Genomic DNA, 24,308 nt, shown 5'->3' with positions numbered 1-24,308 from the left:
AATTGCAATCTGCAGCCCCGGCAGACAGTAACCTTTCCCGCGACATCGTGTGGAATTGCGCGCGTTTGTTTCCTACATCAGGGTCTTGCTGCAGTTTTTGGATTTCGGGAGGCTTCGAGTGGTCCTGAAAAATCTGTTCGTCGCCGTCGCCCTGCTTCTGGGATGGAGCGGGGTGTCGATCGCTGACGAGTATCGTCCCGACCAGTTCCTCGGCCTCGACCTTTCCAGGGCAGTGCTGTCGCCGAATAAGCTCGGTCCTACGGCCGAATTCGAGCCGCTTCCGGTGGAGGCGAGCGGCGATCGCGACAGCGAGGGCCCGCAGGTAGGTGCGGAGCCGACCGCCGAGCCCAGGCTCCACATGCAAAGCCCGCGCATTGCCCATTTGCCCGTCGAGGAGCCGTGGGTGCGGGTCGAGGAGCCCAGGGTGCGCGTCGAGAAACCACGCCTGCAAGCCGGGAAGCCGCGCGGCGCGGCGCGCACGAAACTCGCCTATCGCCACGGCAATCTGCTCGATGCCCAAGCGTTCGATACGCGGGTTCAGGTCTGGCCCTGCAGGTCCGGCGGCATCTGTAACTGGAAGCGCTGATCCCGAAAGCGTGGAAATCGTAACCACGTAGCCGTTCAACCCATCTTCGGGAGTCACACACCCGTCGCAAAACCTTCGGCCGGGAGTCAAACTCGACAGGCACCCTTCGTCGCGATTCGACGAGGGTGCTTTTCATGGCGATTGCGATACGCGGCAAACGGGGACTGACCCGGCGGCATCTGCTGGTCCGCTCGGCCTCGACGCTGGCGCTGGCAGGACTTGGAAGTCTTGCAAAGCCCTATCTCAGCCGCGCTGCGGACCGTCCGCGGATCACCTGCGGGCTGCAGTCGGGCGACGTGTCGACCAATTCCGCCATGGTGTGGGCGAGAGCCGACCGGCCCGCGCGCATGCGGGTCGAATATTCGACGCGCGAACGTTTTGACACCATCCTCGGCGCGGCGTCCGCGGACGCGCTGCCGGATCGTGACTTCACGTCAAAGATCCTGCTCGAAGGCCTTCCGCCGGGGCAGGATATTTTCTACCGCGTGCGTTTCGAAGACATCTCGGGGATTCCGGGCGAAACACAAACCGGGCATTTCCGCACCGCGCCGACCGACGACCGTTCGATCTCGTTTGTCTGGTCGGGCGATACCGCGGGGCAGGGCTGGGGCATCGATGCCTCGCGCGGCGGCATGCGCACCTATCGCACCATGCTGGAGAACCGCCCCGATTTCTTCATTCATTCCGGCGATCACATCTACGCCGATTGTCCGGTGCCGTCCGAGCTGAAACTGCCTGACGGCGAGGTCTGGCGCAATATCGTGACGGAAGAGAAATCCGCGGTCGCGCACAGCCTCGCGCAGTTTCGCGGCAATTATAAATACAATCTGCTCGACGAAAACTTGCGCGCCTTCAACGCGGAGGTGCCGATGTTCGCGCAGTGGGACGATCACGAAGTGACCAATGACTGGTCGCCGATCGGCAGCGCCGACGAGACCGGCTATAGCGAGGACGGCACGTCGCGGCTGGTCGCGCGCGCGGCCCGCGCCTTTCATGAATTCATGCCGATGCGCGAGAGCCGCGAGGAAGCCGGCCGGGTCTATCGCAGGGTTTCCTACGGGCCGCTGCTCGACGTGTTCCTGATCGACATGCGCAGCTATCGCGATTCGACCTGGAACAGGCGTGACGATGGCAGCGATACGTTTATCCTCGGCAAGGCGCAGCTGGCGTGGCTGAAGCGCGAACTGGCTGCTTCTGACGCGACCTGGAAAGTGATTGCCGCTGACCTGCCGATCGGGCTGGTCAGCCTCGATGCGATCGCGCTCGGCGACGGCCCGCCGGAGCGGCGCGAGCAGGAGATCGCCGATCTGTTGTCATTCGTCAAGCGCGCCGGCGTCCGCAATACGGTGTGGCTGACCGCCGACATGCACTATACGGCCGCGCATCATTACGATCCGAACCGCGCGGTCTTCAGCGATTTCGAGCCGTTCTGGGAGTTCGTCTCGGGCCCGCTTCATGCGGGCACCTGGTCCCCCGGCGAACTCGACAATACGTTCGGGCCGAAGGCGATGTTCCAGAAGGGCTGCAGCGCGGAGCAGGGCGACAATCTCGCGCCCTGTTTCGGGCTGCAATTCTTCGGCCGCGTCGATATCGACGGCCGGTCGGAAGTCATGACCGTGACCTTGAAGGATGTCGGCAACCGCGATCTATGGTCGGTCGATATCGAGCCACGGCCGGACGCGCGACCCGGAAAACTGCTGGCTCAGCACATCTGACCGGCATCCATAGCGTTTTCGAGCGAAGTGGGTACCGGTTCGCGTGAAGAAAACGCGTCAAACAAAAGATCTCAGCGCGCCACGATCAGATAGCCGCCGAACACCAGCACCATCGCCAGCACGACCAGCCCGCCGACCACGCCGGTGACGATCGCAAGCAGCTCATTGGCTTCCAGCCATCGTCGTAACGCGCTGACCATCGTTAGCCACACTCGACCTTGATTTGGACACTGCTCTGCGGGCAGACTATCAAACGGCAGTACGCTGTCTCACCTATCCTTGCAACCCCGCGCCCCTTCGCCGGCGTCCGGAAACTCATCCGGCGGGTTCTAATCCCAAAAGGCAAGTCATCATGGAACATCTGCAAACCCAGGGCATCAGCCTGCCGCGGCTCGGGCTCGGCACTTTTCGCATGCAGGGCGATGTTTGTCGCGCGGCGGTCGAAAGTGCGCTCGGCCTTGGCTACCGCCATATCGACACCGCGGAAATGTACGGCAACGAGGAGCCCATCGGTGCCGCCATTACGGCAGCGGGCCTCCCGCGCAAGGAGTTGCATGTCACGACAAAGGTCTGGCACGAAAACCTCGCGCCGGATGCGATCCGTCGCTCGTTCGACACCAGCCTGAAAAATCTCGGGCTCGACCATGTCGATCTTTATCTGGTGCACTGGCCGTCGAAGAACATGAACCTGCCGGCGATGTTCGAAACCCTGATGAAGCTGAAGGGGGAGGGGCGCACCCGCGCCATCGGCGTCGCCAATTTCACCGTCGCGCTATTGAAGACCGTGGTCGAGGAGATCAAGGCGCCGATCGCCTGCAACCAAGTCGAATACCATGTGATGCTCGATCAGACGCCGCTGCGCAAATATCTCGCCGCGAAATCGATCCCGCTGGTGGCTTATTGTCCGCTGGCGCAGGGCAAGGTGGCGTCCGACCCGACGCTGATGGCGATCGGCCGCAAGCATGGCGCCAGCGCGGCGCAGGTGGCGCTGAAATGGCTGCTCGACCAGGACGGCGTCGCCGCGATCCCCAAGGCGTCGCGCACCGAAAGCCAGAAGGCCAATCTCGGCGCGCTCAATGTCGGGCTCGACGACGAGGACATCAAGGCGATCGCGGGCCTGCCGAAAGACAGACGCTGCGTGAACCCCGGTTTCGCCCCGGCATGGGACTAGCGATTCCGTTTTTCGTCACGGCCGGGCTCGTCCCGGCCATCCACGTCTTTGTTTCGTAAGTGAAGGTAGACGTGGATGCCCGGCATCGCAGACAAGTTTACGCGGTCTGTGCAATGCAGACTGCTACGGCCGGGCATGACGAACTTTGCCGGATAGACGACGCCAGGGCATATCGGCGTACAGGAAAATGGCCCCTCGCGGGGCCATTCCTGTGTCGGCCTTTTGTCTTTAGTAGTCGTGATGGCGATGCTTGATGACCACGACTCTGTCGGCATGGTGGCGATGCCAGCCTTCATGCCGGCCGTGATCGCCATGTTCACGGAATTCGGCGCGGGCGCCGTAGGGATGAGCGTCGTGCCTGATCACGGCGGTTTCGGCGTTTGCAATCGTCGGCGCGGCGATGGCGATCGCGCCCAGCGCCGCCATGACGTAACCAAACTTCTTCATGTTCATGTTGTCCTCCTCGTTTGAGTGAGGATTAAACATCGCATCCCCGGGGAACGTTCCCCGGGAAACCGAAGAGAATTCTGAACGGTTGTTCAGCAACGATCGGCGCGCGATGCGCACGTCAATCGCTGCATTCGTTTTCCTGGGGCCAGCCGTACGTTATTTGCATTTGTACTGCGGCGGCGTAGGGCTCCCATCGGTGGTGAATTTGCCATCCCTGATGCTGTATTCGTTCTTCTGGTTGCGGTTATAGATCGCGCGCACGGTGCCGTCGGGCTGCATCGTCAGGCCGTATTCGCGGGTTTGCTTGAGGCTCGGGAAGAATACGCGCAGATTCAGCGTGCCGTCTGCGGAAATTTCAGCGGTGACGACTTCGCTTTCATCGGTCTGGTCGCCGAAATCGCGCCGGAACACAACCCTGTCATCGCCCACGATCTCATAGTTGAGCACCGCGCCCCTGTCGCGGTTTGGTCTGAGCGAGCAATCCAGCGACCATGGGCCGATCAATCCCCACTTCAGTACGGTCTGGGCCACGGTCTCCGCGGATGCGCCGCGCGGGAGCACCAGGGAAAAGAGCACGGCCAAGGCCGGGGCAAACAGCCAGGCCAGCGTCCGTCGGTTAATTTGCCCGTTCAAGTCCCAATCTCCGCGCCCTGACGTCACTCGTGCTCGAACCTTAGCATTTCGATCCCGCTGTGCAATGCGGCGCGCTCCATCAACGCCGGCTTGCGGAAAACGGGTAAGCAACATCCGTCCAATCCCCGTTTGCGGTGCCCTGGCAGCGCTTCCGGACTACGCCGTCAAGTGCAACGGCGAGGGTGGCATGGCCGATACCATCATGCTGTTCGCGGCGCTCGGCTGCTACGATTATCATGGCGCCGCCGAGCAGCTCTGCGAATATTTCCCCTCAAGCGGCAGCGGTCAGGTCAACGTCGAGTTTCACGTCGACGGATGACGGCGGGCGCCGCGCGGATCAGCTCGCTCGCTTCTGCCCATGGCTGTCGTTGACGATATCGGCGACCACCGCTGCCATCACCAGCGCGCCACCGGCGAGCGCCCGCGTTGCAGGGACCTCCTGGAACGCCAGCCATACCCAAAACGGCATCAGCGGCGTCTCCAGCGTCGCGATCAGGGTCGCCTGTCCGGACGGCAATAGCCGCGAGCCGAGCACGAACAGCGTCAATCCCAGCGCGACCTGAAAGAACCCGAACATCGCCAGGATCACGAGGTCGGTTGCCGCCACGCTGGCAATGCCGTGGGCGAAGGGAATGCTGACGACGCTGCCCAGCAGGTTCGAGATCGCGGCCGCCGCCACCATCGGCGTGTGCCTGTGCCGCCGGACCGTGACCGTCATGGCCGCGATCGCAACGGTCATGAAACAGGCGAGCGCGATCCCCAGCACGTCGGAGCCGGTGCGGGCGTCGGCGACGATGATGGCGACGCCGATGAGAGCCACAAGGCTGGCCAGCATGGTTTGCCACCGCGCGGCTTCGTCAAGCCACAGCCAGGCGAAGGCGGCGGCGACGAACGGGCCCGTGGCGATGATGATCGCGACGTTCGACACGCTGGTCAGCTGCAGGGCCGGAATGAACGACACCATGCCAAGCGTCGACAGCGAGGCGACCAGCCAGCCGTTCCTTCCCATCCTGGTCAGATCGCGCAAACCGGCGCGGCCCTGCGTCAGCGCCAGAATCGCCGCGATGAGCCCGCCGCCGAACAGCCCTCGCCAGAACAGGATGGTCCAGGAGTCGAAGGGCAACAGCCGCGTGAAGAACGGCGCCGTGCTCCAGGCCACGGCGGCGGCCACAACGAGTGCAACGCCTAGGCGATGCTGGGAATGAGTCCCTGCCATACCGGAAATCCTGTCAGGTTGTGGTCGTGCCGGATATCGCGACGCTCAGATGTGGGCGCGTGCCTCCACATTGGCGATGCGCGCGGGCACGCCGAATTCCTTGCGGCAGACTTCGGCAAGTACCGCGACCCCCTCGCGTATCTGTTCACGCGACGGGCTTGCAAAACACAGCCGCAGGCGGTTGCCGGCATAGGCCTTGTCGGTCGACCATTCCGGGCCCGGATTGATGGCGACGCCGGCGGCAAGGGCGGCCTGGTAGAGCTTTAGCGTATCGACATGGTCGGGCAATTTCACCCACAGGAAGATGCCGCCCTTGGGGTCCTCGAATTCGGCCGAGGTGCCGAACTGCTCGTTGAGCGCTTCCATCAGCGTGTCCAGCTTGGCGCGCAAGCCGCGCGTCAGCTTCGGGACGTGACTTGCAAAATGCGGCGCGCAATATTCAGCCAGCACCATCTGCTCCAGCGCGCCGCTGCCGGCGTCGGTCTTCATTGCCAGTATCCGCGACAGCATCGCCCAGGGCGCGACGATGTATCCGACCCGCAGGGCCGGCGCGATCGATTTTGAGAATGAGCCGATATGGATGACGCCGCCCGTCGTACTCATGGCGTAGAGCGCCGGCGGGCGTTTTCCGTCCCAGATCAGATCGGCGTAGCAATCGTCCTCGAAGATCGGCACGCCATATTGCTGCGAGAGTTTTAGCAGCTCGGTGCGGCGCGCCTTGGGCATGATGGTGCCGGTCGGGTTTTGCACGGTCGGGATGGTGTAAATGTATTTCGGGATGATGCCGCGCCGCGTCAGGTCGGACAGCGTCTCGGCCAGCGCGTCCATCCGCATGCCGTCCTGATCGAGGGGAATGCCGACCGCACTGACGCCCAGCCTTGTCAGCCGGTTCAGCGCGCCCTGATAGGTGTCGCGCTCGATGATTACGGTATCGCCGCGGGCCAGCAGCGTCGCATTGACGAGGTCGAGCGCCTGCAGCGAGCCGGAGACGATCAGGATGTCGTCGGCGGCGCAGTCAATGCCGGCGTCGTGCTTCAATTTGCCGGTGAGGAATTCCCGCAAGGGACGATAGCCCTGCGGGCCGCTGGCCAGCCCGTAGGTGGCGAGCGTCTTGCCCTCGCGCCGCAGCACGGCGTTGACGGCCTCGATCAGGCCCTCGACCGGAACCTGGTCCGGATCGTTGTTGCCGCCGACAAAACTGTATTTCGCAAGACCCGTCCACTTCGCTGCCGGCGCGGGCAACCCCGCGGGCAGCAGGGGTGCGAAGTCGAACGTTGCTGAGGTCATGGCCGGCGTCTCCCTTGTTCTTGGTTGGGTTCGATCCTAGACAAGTCCGCGGCCCTTGTCTCGCTGCGCCGCCAAAGCCGTTCTGCCCTGCGTAATGAAGCTGGCGCGGGCGCACGAGTCCGGCTAATGCTCCCTGCCACAAAGCGAGATCTCAAAGAATGGCCGACCCGATCCAGGAAGTTCTGCACGCCTTTGCCCAGGGCGAACTGGTCGTCGTCACCGACGACGAAGACCGCGAGGGCGAGGGCGATCTGATTGTCGCGGCGTCGCTGTGCACCGCGGAAAAGATGGCCTTCATCATCCGCCACACCTCGGGCATCGTCTGCGCGCCAATCACCGGCGAGGACGCGCGCCGGCTGCGGCTCGACCCGATGGTGGCGCACAATGAATCCAGCCATACCACCGCCTTTACGGTGTCGATCGACTACAAGTCGGACGGCGGCACCGGGATCTCGGCCGACGAACGCGCATCCTGCTGCCGGGCGCTGTCCAATCCGAACGTCGGCGCCAGCGATTTTGCGCGGCCCGGCCACGTGTTTCCGCTGATCGCGCGCGACGGCGGCGTGCTGCTGCGCTCGGGCCACACCGAGGCCGCGGTCGATCTCTGCAAGCTCTCGGGCCTGCCGCCGGTCGGCGTCATCAGCGAGTTGATGAACGACGACGGCACCGTCATGAAGGGCGAGCAGGTGGCCCGTTTCGCAGCCCATCACAAGCTCAAGCACGTCACCATCGCCGACATGATCGCCTACCGCCAGGCGCGCGAGAAACTGATCGAGCGGGTCTCGACCTTCACCACCGACAGCCCGATCGGTCCGCTGCAGGGCTATGCCTACCGCTCGCCGTTCGATTCCATCGCGCATGTGGCGTTCGTCTATAACGGGATCGGCGACGGCAGGAACGTGCTGACGCGCTTCCACAAGCCGAATATCGTCAAGGAACTCTTTACCGGGCCGAAGCGCATGCAGGCGGTGCTCGAGCATTTCAAGAAGGAGGGTCGCGGCGTACTGATCTACCTGCGCGACGGCGCCGCCGGCGTTCCCGTCAATCCGCTCCCGGAGGAGAAATCCGCGGAGGCCGACCGCAACCGGCAATGGCGCGAAGTCGGCGTCGGCGCGCAGATCCTGCGCGATCTCGGCGTCTCCTCGATCCGGAACCTGACGACGTCGGTGCACGACTACAAGGGATTGTCCGGCTTCGGCATCGAGATCGTCTCCAGCGAACAGCTTGAAGGCTAGCGTTCTCGTCATTCCAGGGCGCGCGTTCTGCACGATTCCGCTGTCGTCACCTGCGAAGGCGGGTGATCCAGTAAGCGCCCGCATCTCGATTCTCATAAGTGTCGCGGAATACTGGATGCCCCGCTTTCGCGGAGCATGACGGCAGAGGTGGATCCAGTCCCCCGGAATGACGGAACCAATCCATTTGCGCTTCCACCCGTATCGCTTTAAAATAAAGCATCGATGCGAAAGGAATTTTCATGAGCGTGCGCCCTCAGACCAAGGACAAGCCGTCAGCGGTGAATTTCCAGTGGGATGATCCGTTCATGCTCGACGAGCAGCTCACCGAAGACGAACGCATGATCCGCGACACCGCGCGCGCTTATGCGCAGGACAAGCTCGCGCCGCGCATCACCAAGGCCTATCTCGAGGAGAAGACCGACCGCGAGATTTTCAACGAGATGGGCGAACTCGGCCTGATCGGTATTACGCTGCCGGAGGAATATGGCTGCGCCAACGCCAGCTACGTGGCCTATGGCCTGGTGGCGCGCGAGATCGAGCGCGTCGATTCCGGCTATCGTTCGATGAATTCGGTGCAATCGTCGCTGGTCATGCACCCGATCTACGCCTATGGCGACGAGAACCAGCGCAAGAAATACCTGCCCAAGCTCGCCACCGGCGAGTGGGTCGGCTGCTTCGGCCTGACCGAGCCGGATGCAGGCTCCGATCCCGGCGGCATGAAGACCCGCGCCGAGAAGACCTCCGACGGTTACCGGCTGACCGGCAGCAAGATGTGGATTTCCAACGCCCCGATCGCCGACGTGTTCGTGGTCTGGGCGAAATCGGCCGAGCACAACAACCAGATCCGCGGCTTCATTCTCGAGAAGGGCATGAAAGGCCTTTCAGCACCCAAGATCGGCGGCAAGCTCTCGCTTCGCGCCTCCGTGACCGGCGAGATCGTGATGGAAGGCGTCGAGGTGCCGGAAAGCGCGCTGCTGCCCAACGTGTCCGGGCTGAAGGGGCCGTTCGGCTGCCTGAACCGCGCCCGCTACGGCATTTCCTGGGGCGTGATGGGGGCCGCGGAAGACTGCATGCACCGCGCGCGGCAATACACGCTCGACCGCAAGCAGTTCAACCGGCCGCTGGCGGCGACGCAGCTGGTGCAGAAGAAGCTCGCGGACATGCAGACCGAGATCGCGCTCGGCCTGCAGGCGAGCCTGCGCGTCGGCCGGCTGATGGACGAGGGCAAGATGGCGCCGGAGATGATCTCCATCGTCAAGCGCAACAATTGCGGCAAGGCGCTCGACATCGCGCGCGTGTCCCGCGACATGCACGGCGGCAACGGCATCCAGATCGAATATCACGTGATGCGCCACACCGCGAATTTGGAAACCGTGAACACCTATGAAGGCACCCACGACGTCCACGCCTTGATCCTCGGCCGCGCCATCACCGGCATTCAGGCGTTTTCGTAAAACTGCTGATGAGACCCCCGGGCGCGGCCCCACATTCTGGCGTCATCGTCCGCGAAAGCGGACGATCCAGTACGCCGCGGCTTCTCGTCTCATCTTTCGGCGATTACTGGTTACCCCGCTTTCGCGGGGTATGACGACCGTGGTTGTGTCACGGGTGGTGTCAGTAACGGCAGATAGGAAGCCCATGGCCGACAACGACGACGTCCCGTTCAACCGCGACTTTCCGCTTAAGCCGGGGGTGGCCGAGCAAGTGCGTCCTGGCGTGCGGCGTGTTCTCTGCGACAACCCGAGCCCGTTCACCTTCACCGGCACCGTGAGTTACATCATAGGCCAGGGCAAGGTGGCGATCGTCGACCCCGGTCCCGACAATGAGGAGCATGCCGCCGCGCTGCTCGATGCCGTGCGCAACGAGACCGTGACGCATATCCTGGTCACCCACACCCACCGCGACCACTCGCCGAACACCGCGCGGATCAAGGCGGCGACCGGCGCCACCGTTTATGCCGAGGGGCCGCATCGGGCCTCGCGGCCGCGCTTCGAGAGCGAGAAGCACAGCCCCGAATCCGGCGCCGACCGCGATTTCAGGCCGGACGTAGAGGTGAGAGACGGCGAACTCATCGAGGGCGCCGGCTGGGCGCTGGAGGCGGTGGCGACGCCGGGCCACACCGCCAACCATCTGGCGTTCGCCTGGCCGGACCGCAAACTATCCTTCGTGGGCGATCACGTGATGGGCTGGTCGACCTCGATCGTGGCGCCGCCGGACGGATCGATGGTCGACTACATGGCCTCGCTCGACCGGCTCGCGAGCCGCGAGGAGGATCTGTACTTCTCGGGCCACGGGCCCGAAATCCCGCAAGGCCCGCGCTATGTGCGGTTCCTGATCCGGCATCGCCAGGCCCGCGAAGCCTCGATCCTGCATCGCCTCGCCAAGGGGGAGGCGGACATTCCCACCATCGTGCGTGCGGTCTATATCGGCATCGACCCGCGGCTGACGAATGCGGCGGGCTATTCCGTGCTGGCGCACCTGGAGGATCTGGTCGCGCGCGGTATCGTTGCGACCGACGGCGATCCGGTGATTGGTGGACGCTATCGATTGGCGAATGGTGAGTAGCGAATGGCGAATAGGGAAGAAGACTCCGCTTGTGCGGTCCAGCTCTCTACTCGCTACTCGCTATTCGCCCCTACTTCTTCACCACTTTCGGCGCGGGCTTCACCGGCACCACTGGCTTCTTCACCGGCTTGAGCTCGGCGGCGTCGGCCGCGGTGTTGATCTCATCGATCAGCTTGGAGATGCGCGCGGCATTGCTGCCGAGATCGCTCTCGAAATAGCGCGACGCCGAACGGATATCGACGCGCGAGCCGTCGCCGTCGGGGGTGACGCGGATCGAGACGTCCTCGCGGAATCCCATGATCGGCGTCCGCGCCACCGCCTCGATGCGGCCAAGGCGGCGGGGCGGCTGCGGCTCGCGCTCGTCGATGACCAGCCATTTTCGCTTGGCGACGATGCGCTTGGCGATGTCGAATGCCCGCTGCGCGGGGACGTCGAGTTCCACCGTATCGATGTCCGGATAGGCCCGCCGCTGCTGCTCGGCCGAATATAGCCCGGCATAGACCGCGGGGTTGGTGCCGTCGCCGGTGCGCAGTGGTGCCAGCGCCTCGAAGCGCGGCGGATCGATCGGATCGGTGGTGATGTCGTGGATCGGCGGCAGCTTGCGATACTGCACGGCGAGATAGACAGGGTAGGCCAGCACCACCGCGTCGATCAGCAGCGCCAGCAGGATGCGGCTCATGCCGCGCGAACCGTTCTGCCAGATCGCGGCAAAGGCGGCGAAGCCGACCAGGATGGAAAGCCCGGCGCAGGCCAGCGCGCCGAACAAGGTGGCCAGCGCCGGTTTCATTTCGAGAAAGCCGAAGCGCACGATGAGGATCGAAACCACGACTGCGACCACCGAAAATATCGCGAGGTTGCGCGCCCATGACGCGAGGCTGGATACGGGCTCCGACTGATATGGAGCGGAAAACCTGCGGGTCATCCCTTGAATTTCCAGTATGGACGTAAGTCCCGTCCGGCTCAGGCCGGCGGCCGGGGCGCGCAGGTGACCTAGCGCATTTTCCGGCGCGCTGTGAAGCGGTTTATGCCGGAAAAAGCCTGCCTGCCGGCCCACGCCATCGCCTTTTCAAGCGAAAGCCTGCCTTGGGACTTGATCCGGGGTGGGAACCCCTTCACGCGCGAAAACGCCTCAATCGGGCAGCAAGAACCCCGGATCTGATTCACTCAGAACCGGGGCTCTCGGCAGCAGCATGGCGGGCCCTGCCGGAACGGGCGGCGCGGTGTCGCTTGGTGTGTAACCGTCGATTAGTGCGTAACCAGGGGGCAGGCCGAATCGGCGAGCTTTCCGAACGCCTGTTCGCCGGACATGGTCTGGATCAGCTTGTAGTAATCCCAAGGATACTTGGATTCCTCGGGCTTCTTCACCTGCATGATGTACATTTCGTGTTCCATCAGGCCGTCTGCGCGGATTTTGCCGTTGCTGGTGAACATGTCGTCGATCTTGGCCTTGTGCAGCTCCGCCATGACCTTGTCGGGATCGGTGGTTCCGGCGGCCTTGACCGCGTTGAGATAGGTGATGGTGGCCGAATAATAGGCCGCCTGGTTCTCGGTCGGTTCGCGCTTGGTCTTCTCGAAGAAGCGCTTTGAGAAGGCGCGGGTCTTGTCGTTGGAATCCCAGTACCAACTGGTGGTGAGATAGAGGCCCTGGGCGGTCTTCAGGCCCAGACTGTGGATGTCGCTGAGGAAGGCGAGCAGTGCCGCGGGCTTCATGGTGTTGGCGATGCCGAACTCGTCGGCGGCCTTGATCGAGTTGGTGAAGTCGTTGCCGGCATTGGCAAGCCCCAGCACCTGCGCGCCGGAATTTTGCGCCTGCAGCAAATAGCTCGAGAAGTCCGAGGTCGAGAGCGGCACGCGCACCGCGCCGACTACCTTGCCGCCATTGGCTTCGACGACTTTCGCCGCCGCTTCCTGCAACTGGGTGCCGAACGCATAGTCGGCGGTGAGGAAGAACCAGGTCTTGCCGCCCTGCTTGACCATGGTGGTCGCCGTGCCGTTCCCGAGCGCCGTGGTGTCGTAGGCGTAGTGCACCGTATAGGGCGTGCAGTCCTTACCGGTCAGCGACGCGCCGGCGGCGCCGATCGCGAAGAACGGCGTCTTCTTCTCCCTGGCCAGCGTCGACATCGCGATGGAGACGCCGGTGTTGGACCCGCCGAGCACCATGGTCAGCCCGTCGCGGTCGGCCCATTCGCGGAATTTCTGGGCGCCGAGGTCGGGCTTGTTCTGATGGTCCGAGATCAACAGTTCGATCTTGTTGCCGAGAACGCTGCCGCCGAAATCCTCGATCGCCATCTTGGCGGCCTCGACACCGCCGGGCCCGATCACGTCGGCATAGAGGCCCGACATGTCGTCGATGTCGCCGATCACCACCTTGTTCCCGGCGGCATGCGCCGCGGTCGCGCCCAGCGACGCCAGCAGCAGCCAGGAGATGGTTCGAAGTCCGATTGGTTTCTTCATTTTGGGCGTTTCCTTGTCTTTTTGATTTGCCGGTGCGGCAACTTAGAAAGCTGCCGGGCCGGGTCCATTCGCCTTTCGTCGGAAGTGGGATGACGGGAGGTGGATGCCTCATCCTTGGGCATCGTGATCTTGGTTAATATCGCGCCTTGATGCCGACCGCGACGATCAGGATGGCCAGTCCCGAGAACACCGCGCCGGCGGAGAATGTCGCGGTCGGGCCGAACTCCGACCACAGCCATCCCGCGACCACGCTGGCGGCGAGCAGGGCGCCGCCGGTGACGAGATTGAACAGCCCGAAGGCGGTGCCGCGCAGGTCCTCGGGCGCGGTATCGGCGACCAGCGCCGACAGCGATCCTTGCGAAAATCCGAGATAGAGGCCCCACAGCCCGACGCCGATGACGACGCCGCCGAGCCCGGGAATGAAGGCCAGCGCCAGATCGGCGACGAGCAGGGCGCCGAGTCCGCACAGCAGCACATATACCCGGCCGATCTTGTCGGAGAGGATGCCGGCCGGCGTCGCGGTAATGGCATAGACAAGGTTCATCCAGACCAATACCAGCGGGATCAGCGCCAGCGCGAGGCCTTCGGCCTGCGCCTTCAGCAGCAGGAATGCCTCGCTGAAGCGCGCCAGCGCGAACACCACGCCGATGGCGATGACCACCCAGAACGCCGCAGGCATCCGCTTGAGCTCTTCCTTGCGCACCGGCCAGCCGCGCCGCGCCGTTGCCCTGGTCCCAGCCGGCTCGCGCACGCCGATCACGATCAGGAGCACCGCGAGCGATGCCGGCAGCAGCGCCCACCAGAACACCGCGCGGAAATTGCCAGCATAGAGCGTCATCAGGGCGACCGCCGACAGCGGCCCCACAAACGCTCCGACCGTATCCAGCGCCTGGCGGATGCCGTAGCCGGCGCCGCGGACGGCTGGCGGCGTGATGTCGGCGATCAGCGCGTCGCGGGGCGCGTCGCGGATGCCCTTGCCGACGCGATCGACAAAGCGCGCGGCCAGCACTTCCCAGGCCGTGCCGGCGAGCGGGAATATCGGCTTGGTGACCGCGGACAGGCCATAGCCGAGGCCGACCAGTAGCTTGCGTTTGCCGATACGATCGGAGAATGCGCCCGAAAACACCTTGGCGACGGCGGCGGTCGCCTCCGCGATGCCTTCGATCAGGCCGACATCCGCGGCGCTGGCGCCGACCACCGACGTGAGGAACACCGGCAGCAGGCTGTGAATGAGCTCGGACGAAACGTCCATCAGCAGCGAGACGAAACCCAGCGTCCAGACCGTCGCCGGCACGCTGCGCCAGGTCGCTGATGGTATCTTGCCGGTGTCGTGACTCATCGGTGCAGCCTATCGGGCTGTGATGCGCCGGCCCTTGCGTCAGCTCAATGTGCCGATCCCAGCCGGGTGGCCATCACCCGAAAAAGATATGGCCTCTCCCCGCGGACGAGGAGAGGCCCAACAACGAGATCGCGTGGGCTTTACGCCGCCGCGGTCGGGAACGAGTAGGTCTTGAACTGATCGCGCAGCGCGGTCTTGAGGATCTTGCCGGTCGCGGTGTGCGGAATTGCCTCGACGAACACGATGTCGTCGGGCATCCACCATTTTGCAATTTTGCCATCCATGTATTTCAGGATGTCCTCGCGGGTCGCTGACTGCCCCTGCTTGAGCTGCACGATCAAAAGCGGACGCTCGTCCCATTTCGGATGATAGACGCCGATGACCGCGGCTTCCGCCACCGCGGGATGCCCGACCGCGAGATTTTCCAGGTCGATCGAGGAAATCCATTCGCCGCCGGACTTGATCACGTCCTTCGAGCGGTCGGTGATCCGCATGTAGCCGTGCTGGTCGATGGTGGCGACGTCGCCGGTGTCGAAATAACCGTCCTCATCGAGGATATCGGCGTCGACGCGGAAATAGGCCTTGGATACCGCGGGGCCGCTCACCTTGAGGCGGCCGAACGTCTTGCCGTCCCACGGCAGCTCCTTGCCGGCATCGTCGGTGATCTTCATCTGGACGCCGAACGGCGGGTAGCCCTGGGTCTGCAGGATGTCGAGCCTTGTGTCGCCGGACAGCCCGGTAAACGGAGGTTTCTCGGCGGCGAGCGTGCCAATCGGGCTCATCTCGGTCATGCCCCAGGCGTGGCGCGCGTGCACGCCCATGTCGATGAAGGTCTTGATCATCGAGCGCGGCATCGCCGAGCCGCCGCATACCACCATTCGCAGGTGCGGCAGTTTCAGATTGTTGGCGGCCATGTGATTGAGCAGCATCAGCCACACCGTCGGCACGCCGGCGGTATGCGTCACCTTTTCGGTGTCCAGCAGTTCGTACACCGAGGCGCCGTCGAGCTTGGCGCCCGGAAACACCAGCTTGGTGCCCATCGAGGGCGCGGAAAAGGCGATGCCCCAGCTATTGGCATGGAACAGGGGAACCACCGGGAGCATTGTATCGCAGGCGTTGGCACCCAGGGAGTCACCGGTGTTGGCCATCAGCGCGTGCAGCACGTTGGAACGATGCGAATACAGAACGCCCTTGGGATCGCCGGTCGTGCCGGAAGTGTAGCACATCGCGGCCGCGGTATTCTCGTCGAAGGTCTTCCATTTGAAGTTTCCGTCGGCCTGCGCGATCCAGTCTTCGTAGGCCACCGCATTCTTCAGCGTGGTCTGCGGCATGTGCGCCTTGTCGGTGAGCACGACATAGCGTTCGACGCTGGGAAGCTTGTCGGCGATCTTCTCCAGGATCGGCACGAAGGTGATGTCGGTCATCACCACGCGGTCCTGCGCATGGTTGATGATCCAGCCGATCTGGTCGGGGAACAGCCTGGGATTGACGGTATGGCAAATGGCGCCGATGCCCATGATGCCGTACCAGACTTCAAGATGGCGCCAGGTATTCCAGGCGATGGTGGCGACGCGGTCGCCGAGCTTGATGCCCTCGCGGTCGAGGCATTGCGAGACTTTCAGCGCGCGCTTGTGGATTTCGGCATAATTGGTGCGATGAATGGGGCCTTCGACCGATCGCGTCACGACTTCCTGGGTGCCATGGATCGCGGCCGCGTGCTCGATAATCCGGTGACACAGCAAGGGCCAGTCTTGCATCAAACCAAGCATACGGTCGTTCCTCCGAAAAAGGGTTGTCGCTTCTCGCGGGTCTTGGAATTGCCATGAACTTTAGCCCGGGGAAAGCACGCCGCAAATGGCCTTTTAGCAAGTCTGCCTGCGGCGAAACGGCAAAAATGGTTACCGGCGTAACCCTGTTGCTGGTGATCTGTGCGGCCTACGATCCCGCATCTGCCGCGCGCAGACGCGCCACCGGGCTGCTGCCGTTCTGGGGCGGCTTATTCGGGGAGCGAGCGACGAAGCCGCGCCGGGCGGCACTTCATGCCACCGTGCCGCTGCCGAAGCCGCGTCCGGCCGATGCACCCGCAATCGAGTCCGAACAGCCCGCCGTGGTGAACCGGTCGCCGGCGGAAGGTGCTGCGCCGGTGCCGAAGCCGCGTCCGGCAGACGCACCTGCGACCAAGTCCGAACAGCCCGCGGAACGCGAGCAGCCGGCCGCACCGCCGCCACCTTCGGCATGCCGGCTGGCGTTGTCGGAAGAGATCGCGATTGCGCCCAGCATTCCCGACATCCATGGCCCCGGCGGCTGCGGCGGCGAGGATCTGGTCCGGCTGGAGGCGGTGGTGCTGCCCGACAAGCACCGGGTCGCGCTGAAACCGGCGGCGACCCTGCGCTGCACGATGGCCTCCGCCATCGCGGACTGGGTCCGCACCGACATGGCACCGCTGGCAGCAAGCCTCGGCAGCGAAATCAGCGATCTCGACAATTTCGATTCGTTCGAATGCCGCGGCCGTAACCGCGTCGCGGGCGCTCAATTGTCCGAACACGGCCGCGCCAACGCGCTCGACGTTCGCGGCGTCAAGCTCGCCGATGGCCGCTCGATTTCGCTCACCGACCGCGAGGTACCGCGCGACACCCGCGAGACTATCCTGCACTCGGTGTGCGCGCGCTTCATGACGGTGCTGGGGCCAGGCTCGGACGGGTATCACGAGGACCACATCCATCTCGACCTGATGGAGCGGCACAACAATTACAAGATCTGCCAGTGGAATGTGTGGGACCCGCTGCCGCAGGTCGCGCCGCTGTTGCCGGCCGCGCGCCCCGAGGAAGCGCCGCCGCGCGAGGTCGCCGCCAAAGCCGATACAGACAAGACCGATGCGGACAAGGCCGATGCGGCGAAATCGGATGGCGCCAAACCCGCAAGCCCCCGGGCCGCAGGGCCGAAGCGTCGCGGCGCCAACAAAAAAAGCGCCGGTAAAACCGGCGCTTCTTGAAATGTGTAAACTGAGGCTAGTGGCTACTGCACTATCGCGCCGCCATTGCCGCCGCCGCCTTGCAGCGCCATCTGCGAATTGAACGGCGAGTCGCCATGGTGCGGCTCCAGCACCACCACGATCGTGCCCAGTTTTACCCGGCCATAGAGGTCGATGACGTCCTCATTGGTCATCCGGATGCAGCCGGAGGAAATCGATGCGCCGATATATTCCGGCTGGTTGGTGCCGTGAATCCGGAACAGCGTGTCCTTGCCGCCCGAATAGAGATACAGCGCGCGCGATCCCATCGGATTGTCCGGTCCCGGCGGCACGAAGGTCGGCACGCCGAGCCGCTCGATCTCGCCCTTGGTCGGATGCCAGGGCGGCCACTCGGTCATGCTGCCGACCTTGGCGATGCCGGACCACGCCATGGCCTCCTCGCCGACGGTGATGCCGTAGCGGATCGCCTTGCCGTCGTTGAGCACGTAATAGAGATAGTGATTGTCGGAATCGACCACGATCGAACCGGGCAATTCCTTGCGGTGGTAGTCGACGATCGCGCGGCGGAACGGCTCGGCGACCGGAACATTGGTGTAGCGGATCTTGGCCAGCAGTTCCTTGTCGTGCGGTTTGAAATTGGTGGTGTTGGTCGCTTCATAGGTGGTGGCCTGCATGCAGCCCGACAGCGTCAGGCCGGCAGCCAGAATTCCTAAGATGACCTTGAGCGGCGACATGGTGCACTTCCAATCGAAAGTCTTGTCGAAAACCTTGCGCCACACGCCCAAACTGCGCCGCGAACGCTACGATTCCATTAAGGCCATTATCGCCGAAACCAGTCATAATTCCAGAGCATAGATGGCCGTCCCGCGTTGCGGGATGCTTCCTGTGTCTTTTTTGCCGCAAAATTTCGGACTCCCGGCTGATTTTTGGGCAGCTTGGCCGTGACCGCCGGACCGGGTCACGCCGACACCACCCCGCCGCAACAAATATGGATCGGCGGTGAATGGCTCGGTCATGAAGCGCTTGCCAGAATCGATCTAAGTCCTGTTGGGTGGTTGCGCGCTCAGCCCCGGAGTTCCTCATGATTGCGGTGTTCGTCCCCTCGGAAGCCTCGCTGAAGAAAGTCGGGGCCGCCGATCTTGAGGCGCTGCCCGAGGCCGCCGTCTGGATCGATCTGGTGAAACCGACCGCGGCGGAGGACAAGGCGGTGGAGCGTCTGGCCGGGATCGCGGTGCCGACCCGGGAGGACATGCAGGAGATCGAGATTTCCTCGCGTCTCTATATCGAGAACGGCGCGCGCTACATGACGGCGACCCTGATGTGCGCGGCGGATACCGAGAATCCGCGCACCACCGCCGTCACCTTCATCCTCGCCAACCATCGGCTGGTGACCGTGCGCTATGACGAGCCGAAGCCGTTCGTGCTGGTGGAGAACAAGCTGGCGCGCAGCTGCCCACCGGGCGTCACCGGCGAAACGGTGCTGATGGAATTGCTCGATGCGGTGATCGACCGCAACGCCGACATCCTGGAACGCGCCGGCAGCGACATGGACGCCATCAGCCACGATATCTTCGAGCCCGGCGGCGCGGCGCGCACCGGCCAAGCCAAGCGCTATTCCGACATCCTGATCGCGATCGGCCGCAAGGGCGATCTGACCTCGAAGGTGCGGGAGAGCCTGGTCTCGATCGGCCGCGTCGTGACCTTCGTCGCGGCCGCGGTCGACGGCGTCAAATGGTCCAAGGACATGCGCGAGCAGCTCAAGACCATGCAGCGCGACGTGACCTCGCTGACCGACCACGCCTCCTATCTCTCCAACAAGATCACCTTCGTGCTCGATGCGATGCTCGGCGTCGTCAATCTCGAGCAGAACAACATCATCAAGCTGTTCTCGGTGATGGCGGTGGTGCTGATGCCGCCGACCCTGATCGCGTCCATCTACGGCATGAATTTCAAGGAGATGCCGGAACTGGAATGGACCCACGGCTACCCTTACGCGTTGGTGGCGATGCTGCTTGCCGCGGTGCTGCCTTATGTTTTCTTCACATGGAAGAAGTGGCTGTAAACCATGAGTTCCCGCTGGGTTCCACGCTCGAAATGAGACAACAAGGTTGCCTCAATCCCTCCGCTAAAATTTGAGCATTGCGCTGAACGTTTGAGCGAAACCTTTCTGCGATAACAAGCGGACAAGTCGCGAGGACAGCAATGGATCAGAAACTCATAACGTCGCCCGAGAACGTCGTCGATTTCGCGCGCTATCAGGCGGGCCGCAACGGCAGAGCCGTTGCGATCTCGGCGAGGATCTGTCGGCATTGCGGCGCGGCGCTGTCGGAAGGCGAGCGCGAAGACGAATGTTCCAGCGCCTTCAACGTCGACAGCCTGCGCTGGCAGGCCGCGCAGATCTTGCGCGGATTGATCTGAAAGGCTTCGTTTCCGGAAGGCCGGAATGACCGCCCGATCGCGCGCCCGGCTGGCGCGCCCTATCGCTTCAGTGTCTGCGCCGCGGCCACGACGACCTCGGTGACGGAGCCTTTGCGGCTCAGGGGAAGCAGACGCTGCTCGACGTCGCGCAGCATCGCGTCCGTCTTGTCGCCGAGCGCGTCGGGCGAGGACGACGAGAACGTCAACACGCGGCGCGCCAGATCGTGTACGCTGATCTCGTGGCTGGCCTCGACCCTGACGGCATCCGCGACGTGAAACCGCGTGCCGTGAAAAAACGCCGCAAGATCGCGATGGATGCGCTCGCCGCCGCCTGACTCCGACCACAGGCTGGCCTCCGACCAGAAGCGCCGCGCCTGGTTGAATTCGCCGAGCCAGGGGTTGCGTCCATCCGCGGCGGAATGGGACGAGCAGACGAGGATCGTGCCCTCGGGCGCGACCAGCCGCTCGAACAGCCCAAGCGTAGCGTCGCGATCCATCCAGTGCAGGGCCCTCCCAATCGTCACGACATCGAAGCTGCCGATATCGGCCGGAAGGTCTTCGGCCCTGCCTTCGATCAGGGTAAGGGGCTGTGACGCGCGCGCGGCCGCCTTTCTTGCGGCGGCGATCATGGCCGGTTCCGGATCGACGCCGACGATGCGGCCGACATAAGGGGCAAAGCCGAGCGCCAGCAGCCCCGGCCCCGTCCCGAGGTCGATGAGGCTGTGCTGCTTTCCGAGCGACAGCCTTTGCGCCACGTTGCGAAAGAATTCGGCCGGATAAGGCGGCCGCAATTCCTCGTACAGCGCAACTGTGGTGGCGAAGCGTCCCATCGTCGCCGGCGTCCATTTTTCGGCTTCGCCGCTTGCGTGCGTGGCAATGGCGGCGGAGCGCGGTTCGGTGCGTCGTCCCTACACGTGCTGGCCGCCGTTGATGTGGATTTCGGCGCCGTTGACGTAGGAACTGGTTTCCGTGCACAGCACGTAGATGATCTTCGCCACTTCATCCGGTGTGCCGAGCCGGCGCAGCGGGATTTGCTGCTCGACGATCTTCTCGGTGCCCGGCGACAGGATCGAGGTGTCGATCTCGCCCGGCGCGATCGAATTGACGCGGATGCCGAGGCGGCCGAAATCCGACGCCATCTCGCGGGTCAGCGAGGCCAGCGCCGCTTTCGAGGTGGCGTAGGCCGCGCCCGCGAACGGATGCACGCGGGAGCCCGCGATCGAGGTAACGTTCACCACCGAGCCCTTCACCGACTTCAGTTCGTCGATCAGCCCGCGCGCCATCATGATCGGCGCGAAGAAATTGACCCGGAAAACATGGCTCCAGGTGTCGATGTCGGTGTCGATCGAGCCGAGCCTGGCGCCGCCTTCGGCCTTCGGCGAGATCGCGGCGTTGTTGACCAAAGCGTGCAGTGCGCCGCCTTCCAGCCGCTCGCGGATTTCGCTGATCGCGCGCGTGGTGTCGTCGTGGTCGGCGAGGTCGACCTGGATGTGGTCCTCGGGGCCGGCGTCCCACGGGCAATCTTCCGGGAACGGATGCCGCGAGCAGGTGATGACGCGCCAGCCGGCGCTGGAAAACCGGATCACGGTTGCATGGCCGATGCCGCGGCTGGCGCCGGTCAGAAGCAGCGTCCGCCGCGGTCCGTGGTTGCTCGAAGTCGACATGAGAGTCCTTTGAGACCTTCAATCAGGGATAAAGCCGCGTCTTGGACCAGGGCTGGGCCGGCGTGTCGCGGCGGAATTCGATGCGGTCGTGCAGCCGGTATGGGCGATCATGCCAGAATTCGAACCGCGAGGGCGCGATGCGCCAGCCGCTCCAGCCCGGCGGCCGCGGTACCTCGCCGATAATGTGCCTGGCGGCGACCAGGGCGATGGCCTGCTCGAAAGCAAAGCGGCTTTCCAGCGGCTGTGACTGCTTGCTTGCCCAGGCGCCGATCTGCGCCTGCTTCGGCCGCGTGGCGAAATAGGCGTCGGCCTCGGCTTCGGTGACCGGCGACACGTTGCCGCGGATGCGGACCTGCCGGCGCAGCGACTTCCAGTGAAACAGTAAAGCCGCCTTAGGGTTTGCGGCAAGTTCGCGGCCTTTTGGACTGGCGATGTGGCTGTAGAAGACAAAACCCTCGGAATCGTAGCCTTTCATCAGCACCATCCGCACGTCGGGCAGGCCGTCGGCGTCGACGGTCGCCAGCGCCATGGCGTTGGGATCGTTGGGTTCGGCCTTCGCGGCTTCCGCAAACCATTCGCCGAACAGCGCCAACGGCTCCTCCGCCGCGGTGAAATCACCGGATGTTAACGCTGCCGGGTGTCTGATGGAGGTCGTGTCGGTCATTTCTGGGAGTTCCGAATTGCGTCCGCCCGCGGTCAATTGCGCGTTGCCGCCCCACTATGGGTTCGCCCTATATAGGGCATGGGGACGCGCAGGCCTATCGGCGATCGCTCCGGCGGGCGCCGTGTTGACACTGATTCTAATCGCCTTCGGGAGCGGCGGCTGCAGCATGTCCCGGATCGACGCGGCGTTCGCCAAGATGGGCGACAACGACCAGACGGGCTCGCTTGCCCCGGGTGCCGCCGGCGGGCCGGCGCCGACCGAGAGCGACCTTGCCTTTGCCCGCAATGCCGCCTCCGACGTGCTGACCAAGGGCGACAAGGATTCCAGCCAGCCCTGGGAAAATCCCAAAACGGGCGCGCGCGGTTCGGTGACGCCGCTGGCGAAGGCCTATAGCGAGGACGGACGCACCTGCCGGGATTTTCTGGCAAGCTATGTCAATGGCAGCAATGAAAGCTGGCTGCAGGGGGCCGCCTGCCAGGTCGGCAATGGCCGTTGGGAAATTCACACGCTGAAGCCGTGGAGACAGGGCTAGCATCAAGAGGGAACCCGTTGCAAAAATGCCACGACGACCCCAAATGAAATCGTGGTGGGCGGGCTGCCCTCAGTTTAAGATCAGATTTTCCTTGAAGGAGACGTGACGGATGCGCGACCCCTATGAGGTCTTGGGGGTGCCGCGGGGCGCCAGTGCTGCGGCGATCAAGAGCGCCTATCGCAAGCTTGCCAAGAAGCACCACCCCGACGCCAACAAGAACGATCCGAAATCCGCGGCGCGCTTTTCCGAGCTGAACTCGGCCAACGAGATCCTCGGCGACGAGGAAAAGCGCAAGCAATTCGATCGCGGCGAGATCGACGCCGAGGGCAAGCCCCGCTTCCAGGGCTTTCCCGGCGGCGACCCGCGCGCGCGGGCTGGCCGTGGCGGCGGCTTCGAGACCCACACCTTCCGCTCGGGTGGCGCCGGTCCCGGCGGCTTTGCAGGCGGGGGTGGCGGCGGTTTCGAGGATATCCTCAACAGCATGTTCGGCGGCGCGGCGGGGCGCGGCCCGCGGCCCGGCGGCGGTACCACCTTCGAATTCGACACCGGCGGCATCGCGCTCGATCTCGATCTGTCGGTCGCGATGACGGTGTCGCTGGAAGAGTCTGTCAACGGCGTCGAGAAGCGCGTCCGGCTGCCGACCGGCAAGGAGCTCAATGTCAAGATCCCGGCCGGTGTCGTGGCCGGCCAGCAGATCCGGCTGAAGGGGCAGGGCGAGACCTCGCCGGGCCACCCGCCCGGCGATCTCCTGATCACCGTCAATATCGCGCCGCATCGTTTCTTCAAGGTCGAGGGCAGCGACCTGCGCGTCGACCTGCCGATCACGCTCTATGAAGCCGTGCTCGGCGGCAAGGTCCGGGTGCCCACGCTCGGCAGCGCGGTCGAACTGTCGATTCCGAAAAACACTTCGAGCGGCCGGACGTTTCGCCTCAAAGGCAAGGGCTTGCCGAAGCCGACCGGGACGCCGGGCGATCTCTTCGTCACCACCCGCATCATGTTACCGGACGGGAACGACGCCGAACTCGAAGCGTTGATGCAGAAGTGGCGCGACGGACACACCTATAATCCGCGCAGTGATCTATTCTGAGCGTTCCGACGCCCCCCAAAGGTGGCGGAAAAAAGGAGCGGCCTCGAGCGGGGGACCAGCGCGGTACAAAACCCCGTCGAGGCCGCTTGCGTCGATCGGCGGATCGAACGCGTTACAATTTCGCGTGAACACCCGGTGCGAATTTGAGACGCACCGATGTTCCAATTCCAGATTTTCGATGTCCTAATTGGGACAACGGCGTTGACCCTGATCATCCGCCGGTTTTTTTTGCCCCTGTAGCCCGAATGCAACGAAGCGCAATCCCGGGATCACCGCGCGTTCAGCGGTCTTCCCGAATGTCGTTTCGCTGCATCAGGGCTA

General features: G+C 64.0%; 26 protein-coding genes. 12 read left to right on the top strand and 14 right to left on the bottom strand.

The features are described 5' to 3' along the window. The first annotated feature begins 118 nt into the window (after positions 1–118). Positions 119–586 carry a hypothetical protein gene (locus B5525_RS43145; protein WP_079574536.1) on the top strand — a complete coding sequence of 156 codons (468 nt, stop codon included), beginning with the start codon at positions 119–121 and terminating at the stop codon, positions 584–586. Between the two features lie 134 nt (positions 587–720). Next, a complete protein-coding gene (locus B5525_RS43140; protein ID WP_079572620.1) occupies positions 721–2,301 on the top strand; it encodes an alkaline phosphatase D family protein in 1,581 nt (526 codons plus the stop codon). 71 nt (positions 2,302–2,372) lie between these two features. On the opposite strand, the gene B5525_RS47435 is transcribed toward B5525_RS43140, so the two are convergent. After that, positions 2,373–2,501, bottom strand: a complete 129-nt coding sequence (locus B5525_RS47435) for a hypothetical protein (RefSeq protein ID WP_276328831.1) — start codon at positions 2,499–2,501, stop codon at positions 2,373–2,375. Between the two features lie 152 nt (positions 2,502–2,653). Between B5525_RS47435 and B5525_RS43135 the strand changes: the two genes are divergently transcribed. Next, positions 2,654–3,472: an aldo/keto reductase gene (locus tag B5525_RS43135; protein ID WP_079572618.1), complete on the top strand. Its 819-nt coding sequence runs from the start codon at positions 2,654–2,656 to the stop codon at positions 3,470–3,472. A gap of 228 nt (positions 3,473–3,700) precedes the next feature. Here the strand turns inward: B5525_RS43135 and B5525_RS48140 are convergent, their stop codons facing one another. Together B5525_RS48140 and B5525_RS43125 are read right to left on the bottom strand one after the other, a co-directional pair. Next, positions 3,701–4,039 (bottom strand): hypothetical protein, encoded by a 339-nt coding sequence (locus tag B5525_RS48140; protein WP_425305247.1) that lies wholly within the window; start codon positions 4,037–4,039, stop codon positions 3,701–3,703. 39 nt (positions 4,040–4,078) lie between these two features. Beyond that, a complete protein-coding gene (locus B5525_RS43125) occupies positions 4,079–4,669 on the bottom strand; it encodes a hypothetical protein (RefSeq protein WP_244567776.1) in 591 nt (196 codons plus the stop codon). 73 nt (positions 4,670–4,742) lie between these two features. Here B5525_RS43125 and B5525_RS47430 point away from each other — a divergent pair, with 73 nt between their 5' ends. Beyond that, positions 4,743–4,874: a hypothetical protein gene (locus B5525_RS47430; protein WP_276328830.1), complete on the top strand. Its 132-nt coding sequence runs from the start codon at positions 4,743–4,745 to the stop codon at positions 4,872–4,874. A gap of 18 nt (positions 4,875–4,892) precedes the next feature. Here the strand turns inward: B5525_RS47430 and B5525_RS43115 are convergent, their stop codons facing one another. Together B5525_RS43115 and B5525_RS43110 are read right to left on the bottom strand one after the other, a co-directional pair. Continuing rightward, entirely contained in the window at positions 4,893–5,771 is an 879-nt protein-coding gene (locus B5525_RS43115; protein ID WP_079572617.1) for a DMT family transporter, read from the bottom strand. Between the two features lie 45 nt (positions 5,772–5,816). Further along, complete coding sequence (locus B5525_RS43110; protein WP_079572615.1) at positions 5,817–7,058, bottom strand: PLP-dependent aminotransferase family protein; 1,242 nt, start codon at positions 7,056–7,058, stop codon at positions 5,817–5,819. A 158-nt stretch (positions 7,059–7,216) separates the two neighbouring features. On the opposite strand from B5525_RS43110, the gene ribB reads away from it, so the two are divergent. From ribB to B5525_RS43095, 3 genes are all read left to right on the top strand, one after another. Beyond that, positions 7,217–8,293 carry a 3,4-dihydroxy-2-butanone-4-phosphate synthase gene (ribB, locus tag B5525_RS43105; RefSeq protein ID WP_079572613.1) on the top strand — a complete coding sequence of 359 codons (1,077 nt, stop codon included), beginning with the start codon at positions 7,217–7,219 and terminating at the stop codon, positions 8,291–8,293. Positions 8,294–8,532: 239 nt separating this feature from the next. Beyond that, complete coding sequence (locus B5525_RS43100) at positions 8,533–9,747, top strand: acyl-CoA dehydrogenase (protein ID WP_079572611.1); 1,215 nt, start codon at positions 8,533–8,535, stop codon at positions 9,745–9,747. A 184-nt stretch (positions 9,748–9,931) separates the two neighbouring features. Beyond that, positions 9,932–10,858 carry an MBL fold metallo-hydrolase gene (locus B5525_RS43095; protein ID WP_079572610.1) on the top strand — a complete coding sequence of 309 codons (927 nt, stop codon included), beginning with the start codon at positions 9,932–9,934 and terminating at the stop codon, positions 10,856–10,858. A gap of 70 nt (positions 10,859–10,928) precedes the next feature. Here the strand turns inward: B5525_RS43095 and B5525_RS43090 are convergent, their stop codons facing one another. The 4 genes from B5525_RS43090 to B5525_RS43075 form a co-directional block, all read right to left on the bottom strand. After that, a complete protein-coding gene (locus B5525_RS43090; RefSeq protein ID WP_079572608.1) occupies positions 10,929–11,780 on the bottom strand; it encodes a DUF1499 domain-containing protein in 852 nt (283 codons plus the stop codon). 323 nt (positions 11,781–12,103) lie between these two features. Then, positions 12,104–13,312 (bottom strand): ABC transporter substrate-binding protein, encoded by a 1,209-nt coding sequence (locus tag B5525_RS43085; RefSeq protein WP_079572606.1) that lies wholly within the window; start codon positions 13,310–13,312, stop codon positions 12,104–12,106. 133 nt (positions 13,313–13,445) lie between these two features. Next, positions 13,446–14,651, bottom strand: a complete 1,206-nt coding sequence (locus B5525_RS43080; protein WP_079572604.1) for an MFS transporter — start codon at positions 14,649–14,651, stop codon at positions 13,446–13,448. 140 nt (positions 14,652–14,791) lie between these two features. After that, positions 14,792–16,420, bottom strand: a complete 1,629-nt coding sequence (locus tag B5525_RS43075) for a fatty-acid--CoA ligase (RefSeq protein WP_079572602.1) — start codon at positions 16,418–16,420, stop codon at positions 14,792–14,794. Between the two features lie 125 nt (positions 16,421–16,545). On the opposite strand from B5525_RS43075, the gene B5525_RS43070 reads away from it, so the two are divergent. Continuing rightward, positions 16,546–17,643, top strand: a complete 1,098-nt coding sequence (locus B5525_RS43070; protein ID WP_425305246.1) for an extensin family protein — start codon at positions 16,546–16,548, stop codon at positions 17,641–17,643. A gap of 23 nt (positions 17,644–17,666) precedes the next feature. Here B5525_RS43070 and B5525_RS43065 read toward each other — a convergent pair whose 3' ends face one another. After that, positions 17,667–18,356 carry a L,D-transpeptidase gene (locus B5525_RS43065; protein ID WP_079574530.1) on the bottom strand — a complete coding sequence of 230 codons (690 nt, stop codon included), beginning with the start codon at positions 18,354–18,356 and terminating at the stop codon, positions 17,667–17,669. Between the two features lie 102 nt (positions 18,357–18,458). Beyond that, the gene (locus tag B5525_RS45200; RefSeq protein WP_154073766.1) at positions 18,459–18,638 is read right to left on the bottom strand and encodes a hypothetical protein; all 180 of its coding nucleotides are present in this window, start codon (positions 18,636–18,638) and stop codon (positions 18,459–18,461) included. A gap of 65 nt (positions 18,639–18,703) precedes the next feature. Between B5525_RS45200 and B5525_RS43060 the strand changes: the two genes are divergently transcribed. Together B5525_RS43060 and B5525_RS43055 are read left to right on the top strand one after the other, a co-directional pair. Then, positions 18,704–19,684, top strand: a complete 981-nt coding sequence (locus B5525_RS43060) for a magnesium transporter CorA family protein (RefSeq protein WP_079572598.1) — start codon at positions 18,704–18,706, stop codon at positions 19,682–19,684. A gap of 140 nt (positions 19,685–19,824) precedes the next feature. Continuing rightward, complete coding sequence (locus B5525_RS43055; RefSeq protein ID WP_079572596.1) at positions 19,825–20,040, top strand: hypothetical protein; 216 nt, start codon at positions 19,825–19,827, stop codon at positions 20,038–20,040. A 59-nt stretch (positions 20,041–20,099) separates the two neighbouring features. Here the strand turns inward: B5525_RS43055 and B5525_RS43050 are convergent, their stop codons facing one another. The 3 genes from B5525_RS43050 to pdxH form a co-directional block, all read right to left on the bottom strand. After that, positions 20,100–20,870, bottom strand: coding sequence for a class I SAM-dependent methyltransferase (locus B5525_RS43050; RefSeq protein ID WP_079572594.1), 771 nt, complete (start codon positions 20,868–20,870; stop codon positions 20,100–20,102). A gap of 78 nt (positions 20,871–20,948) precedes the next feature. Further along, positions 20,949–21,704: an SDR family NAD(P)-dependent oxidoreductase gene (locus tag B5525_RS43045; RefSeq protein ID WP_079572592.1), complete on the bottom strand. Its 756-nt coding sequence runs from the start codon at positions 21,702–21,704 to the stop codon at positions 20,949–20,951. A gap of 22 nt (positions 21,705–21,726) precedes the next feature. Then, entirely contained in the window at positions 21,727–22,368 is a 642-nt protein-coding gene (gene pdxH / locus B5525_RS43040; protein ID WP_079572590.1) for a pyridoxamine 5'-phosphate oxidase, read from the bottom strand. A gap of 166 nt (positions 22,369–22,534) precedes the next feature. Here pdxH and B5525_RS43035 point away from each other — a divergent pair, with 166 nt between their 5' ends. Together B5525_RS43035 and B5525_RS43030 are read left to right on the top strand one after the other, a co-directional pair. Continuing rightward, positions 22,535–22,900, top strand: a complete 366-nt coding sequence (locus B5525_RS43035) for an RT0821/Lpp0805 family surface protein (RefSeq protein ID WP_338075254.1) — start codon at positions 22,535–22,537, stop codon at positions 22,898–22,900. 109 nt (positions 22,901–23,009) lie between these two features. Further along, positions 23,010–23,987: a DnaJ C-terminal domain-containing protein gene (locus B5525_RS43030; protein WP_079572588.1), complete on the top strand. Its 978-nt coding sequence runs from the start codon at positions 23,010–23,012 to the stop codon at positions 23,985–23,987. Positions 23,988–24,308 lie beyond the last annotated feature (321 nt).

This window comes from Bradyrhizobium erythrophlei (assembly GCF_900129505.1).
Lineage (GTDB): Bacteria > Pseudomonadota > Alphaproteobacteria > Rhizobiales > Xanthobacteraceae > Bradyrhizobium > Bradyrhizobium erythrophlei_D.
This window is presented reverse-complemented; position numbering and strand designations above follow the sequence as displayed.